Origin of the sequence: Alistipes sp. CAG:29 (assembly GCF_000435435.1) — a bacterium.
Classification (GTDB): Bacteria; Bacteroidota; Bacteroidia; order Bacteroidales; family Rikenellaceae; genus Alistipes; species Alistipes onderdonkii.
The window spans coordinates 1-4257 of sequence record NZ_FR893475.1; the positions used below are offsets into that span (position 1 = coordinate 1).

The window sequence follows — 4257 nt, forward strand, 5'->3', positions numbered from 1 at the left end:
GTGATCTCAAGCTCCCCGCGCGCCGAGGGCTTGATACCCCGGGCCACATCCACGACCTTGTTGGGGTAGAAATAAAGACCCACCACCGCGTAGTTCGATTTCGGGTGTTCCGGTTTCTCCTCGATCGACAGGCAGTTGCCCGCAGCGTCGAACTCCGCGACCCCGTAGCGCTGAGGATCGTCGACCCGGTAGCCGAAGACCGTAGCCTTGCCATCCTCCTCGGCCGTGCGTACCGCCTCGCGAAGAAGGCCCGTGAAGCCCGAGCCGTGGAAGATGTTGTCGCCCAGAACCAGACACACGGAGTCATTGCCGATGAAATCCGAGCCGATCAGGAACGCCTGCGCAAGACCGTCCGGGGACGGCTGCTCGGCATACGTGATACGAACCCCGTAGTCGGAGCCGTCGCCCAGCAAACGACGGAAACCGCCCAAATCCTCTGGCGTAGAGATCAGGAGAATATCGCGGATACCAGCCAGAAACAACGCCGATAAGGGGTAGTAGACCATCGGCTTGTCGTAAACAGGCAACAGCTGCTTGCTGACACCCTTCGTGATCGGGTACAAACGCGTTCCGCTGCCGCCTGCCAAGATGATGCCTTTCATAGGTTTCTGAAATTAATATGCGTTCTCATCCTGCCGCAGGGCATTCCATACCGTCATGAAGATGATGCGGATGTCGAGCAGCAGCGACCAGTTTTCCAGGTACCAGATGTCGCGGCGTACGCGGCCTTCCATCTGGCTCAGGGAGTGGGTCTCGCCGCGGTATCCCGTCACCTGGGCCCATCCCGTGATGCCGGGTTTGATCAGGTGGCGAACCATATATTTATTGATGAGTTTCGAGTATTGCTCGGTGTGCTGGAGCATGTGCGGCCGCGGCCCCACGATGGACATGTCGCCCCTGAGCACGTTGATGAACTGGGGCAGCTCGTCGATGCTCGACCGGCGCAGGAAATCCCCGAACCGGGTCTTGCGCGGGTCGTCCCTGGTCGCCTGCACCCTGTCGGCATCGGCGTTGACGCGCATCGAACGGAATTTAATGCACCTGAACGTCTGGCCGTTCTCCCCGCTGCGCTCCTGCAGGAAGAGCACCGGGCCCCGCGAGGTCAGTTTGGTGCCTATGGCCACGAAAATATAGATGAAGGGGAACAGCGTGCAGAGGAACAGGCTCGATACGGTGACGTCGAATGCCCGTTTGATAAACCGGTTCGACGCCTGCCGCAACGGCTCCTCGCGGATGTAGAGGATCGGTACGTTGCCCAGCAGTTCGAGGTTCATCGTGCGCTTCATGTAGTTGCGCAGGTTGGGCACGTAGAAGAAGCGGACGAAGTTGTTTTCGCAGAAATCCATGATCGGGAATATCTCTTCCGCGTAACGATCCGTCGAGAGGCAGCAGTACACTTCGTTTACCGGGTGTGCCTCCAGCCACGGCAGCGCCTCGTCCACGCTACCCAGGCAGGGGGTGTTGTCCGGCAGGGTGTGGTCGTCGTGGTTGCTGAAATAGCCGAGCACGCGGTAACCCGTGCTGGTGTTGTCGACCATTTCGTGGTATACCTCCACCGCATTGTCCTTGCTTCCGACGATGATCACGCGGCGGGCGTTGCGGCCGTGTCCGCGCGTGACCTTGACCACGATGCGGCAGGTGTAGCGCCACAGCATCAGCAGAATGGTGAGCACGATGTAGAACGTCCCCATCAGGTGCACCGGCAGCAGCCCGTAGCTCCATACGGTCTGGATGAGCACGAAGAACCCCAGGTGGCAGAGTACGACGTAGAATACGCGGCGGATGATCTCCTCGTAGGGGACGATCCGCGAGGAGAGGATCACGCCGAACCACGAGAGGCCCGGGATGAAGCAGATGTTGAGACAGGCGAATATCTCCAGCGAGCGGGCGATACAGGCCGGTTGCGGATACAGCGTGAGCGCCAGTATCCAGGACAGGTTCAGTAAGAATAGGTCTCCGATGATGACGGGAAGCTTTATGAGCAAAGACTCCCGCATGACTTGTTTCATAACCGAAAATTTAGAGGCGTTAATTTTCGAATTAACGTTGCGCAGATTGCGTATGTGTGGGAAGAAGGATCTGCTGATTTATTTTTTCGATATACCTCAGCGGCACGTAAGCCGTCAGTGCGGTGGCTATGTCCTTGATCGCCACGGCGACCTTGCTGTGCCCCTTGTGCCGGATGTAGCGGCCCTCGATCCCGGCGAACACCCCGCCGGTCACGCGGACGGCATCGCCTCCGGCCAGGTCGACGTCCTGCGGTGCCACGATCTCGACATGCTCGTTGCGTGTCGCCACGACCGCCATGAAATCCCGCATCTGGTTGTCCGGTATCACCGTCGGCGCCTTTGTCTCCCGATCCATGATGTAGCGGATCGGCAGGGTGGTGCTGGCCTTGATCTCCTTCAGGCGCAGGGCCGAAGTGCGGATGAACAGCAGATTGTGGATGAGCGGCTCCCAAACCTTGCGCGTCCGCTCCCCGTATGTCCGTCGGGCGAAGTGCATCGGGATATAGCTTTCCACGCCGATGCCGTCCAGATAGCCCTTTACGAGCATCTCGCGGCCGTAGGTGACGCGCAATGCATACCAGTATTGTCTGTTTTCCGGATTTTCAGCCATGGGCATACCCTGGGGACACCTCCGCATGGGTGCGGTTGTCAATCGATGAAATAATTGTGTCGGAATACGACTCTTGTCTCATGTACATCCCTACGATAGGGCCTGCGCATTTTTTCCTGTCGAACGCAAAGATACGAATTTTTCCCGCTCCGTCAACTCCGTTGCCATGCCGGGAATAGGCTATTCCGCCCGCGTAACAAACAATAAAGGACACAAAAAGGGCTGGATATTCCAGTTTTGCGCCTCTTTATGTCCTTATTTCTTGCCGATACGCACTAAATAGCGTATACCTTGCGTTGTTTTACGATGCAAATATAGCTCTTTATTTTTAAATCCAAAATATCCGGCAAAAGATTTTCCTGGATCGTGGTTGTTTTTGTCCTTTCTCGGCCAGCTTTCCCCGGGGGCGGATTCGGCCGGGAATTCCGGCGCCTGCGGCCTGCGGCTACCTGAATACGGTGAATTTCTCGTTCCACTGGCCGCGCACCGTATCGTAATAATACCTCCATACGGGTGTCCGGAGCACTTCGCGCAGCCGCCAGCGGTTCCGGTACGGGCCGGACAGTTTGCGCAACAAGCGCGGCAGGGGCTTGTCCGGCATCGGCGACAGGGTGAGTACCTCCTCCATGAACCGTCCGAGCATCCCCGCTTCGCATTCCGGGCCCGGAACCTCCGCCCCGAGGTATTCCACGGCGGCGGCCGTCATCAGGTCAGCGAACCTGTCCATGCGGTAGTCCTCCATCGCCGTGCGGAACAGTGCATGGTCGATCTCGTCCCAATGCCGTGTCAGGAAACATGCCCAGTCGCAGAGGTGCCGCAGCACAATTCCTTCCTTCTGGAAATGCACGGCGGCATGGCGTATCAGGAATATGGCGTTGAATGTCGCCCGGGGTGCCTGTATGCCCGGCGCCAGGCCGTGCGTGCCCTCCTTCTCCAGCAACCGCACCAACACGGCGTTCAGCTCCCGCTCCGTCCTGTTGCGGCGCACGTTGAGTATTGTCCTGTGGTTTTCTATCAGCACCCCGTCCCAGACGTATTCCGAATGCTTGGGGACGTCGAAATAGAGGTGTGCCCCGATCTCATGCAGGACGCGGTCGCCCTTGTCCGATTGGCCGTAGAGGTAAATGTCGATGTCACCGCATTCCCGGTGCTCCGGGAGGGGGTAGTCGCGGCTCAGTCCGAGCCCTTTGAGCAGCAACATGCGGAGTCCCTCTTCGGAGAACCGCGCCGCGAGTTTTGAGGCCGTTTGCTGCTGGTGGCGGTACCTTTCCTCCAGTTTTTCGGCCGACAGCGCCCAGCGTATGCGGGTTTCGCGCGGCGGTTGCTGTGCTGCGGGCAGCCGGCATATGCCGTCCCACACGACGGCGCTCAGCCCGTGGTCGGCGGCCATGCGGTAAATCCGCTCCCACGATCCCGGCGTGACGGCGGTGTCGGCGGTATCGCTCACGGGGGCGGCCCCGAGGCCCGCTCCGCTGCGTATGAGCCGGAAGAAATAAAGGGTGTCCTTGTTTATTGGCATTGGAAGGTTTTTATCGTCCGATAGTGCCGCAAATATACGACAATCTTGCGAATAATCAATCATGTAGGGAATTGCGGCTTGCAGCCACGAAAAAACGGCCGCCTTGAACAAGGCGGCCG

At 58.8% G+C, this 4257-nt stretch carries 4 protein-coding genes; all 4 read right to left on the minus strand.

From position 1 onward, the window contains the following. Positions 1-602 (minus strand): sugar nucleotidyltransferase (locus tag QVP03_RS08915; protein WP_288210724.1); only part of this gene is annotated, 602 nt, incomplete at its 3' end. 12 nt (positions 603-614) lie between these two features. Further along, entirely contained in the window at positions 615-2009 is a 1395-nt protein-coding gene (locus QVP03_RS08920) for an undecaprenyl-phosphate glucose phosphotransferase (RefSeq protein ID WP_022333134.1), read from the minus strand. Between the two features lie 31 nt (positions 2010-2040). Beyond that, complete coding sequence (locus tag QVP03_RS08925) at positions 2041-2646, minus strand: UpxY family transcription antiterminator (RefSeq protein ID WP_022333135.1); 606 nt, start codon at positions 2644-2646, stop codon at positions 2041-2043. A 418-nt stretch (positions 2647-3064) separates the two neighbouring features. Beyond that, positions 3065-4138 carry a nucleotidyltransferase domain-containing protein gene (locus tag QVP03_RS08930; RefSeq protein ID WP_022333136.1) on the minus strand — a complete coding sequence of 358 codons (1074 nt, stop codon included), beginning with the start codon at positions 4136-4138 and terminating at the stop codon, positions 3065-3067. Positions 4139-4257 lie beyond the last annotated feature (119 nt).

Bases quoted from the DNA above. Each gene is read 5' to 3' on its own strand.
- QVP03_RS08920 (WP_022333134.1), bottom strand. From the start codon at position 2,009: ATGAAACAAGTCATGCGGGAGTCTTTGCTCATAAAGCTTCCCGTCATC.
- QVP03_RS08925 (WP_022333135.1), bottom strand. From the start codon at position 2,646: ATGCGGAGGTGTCCCCAGGGTATGCCCATGGCTGAAAATCCGGAAAAC.
- QVP03_RS08930 (WP_022333136.1), bottom strand. From the start codon at position 4,138: ATGCCAATAAACAAGGACACCCTTTATTTCTTCCGGCTCATACGCAGC.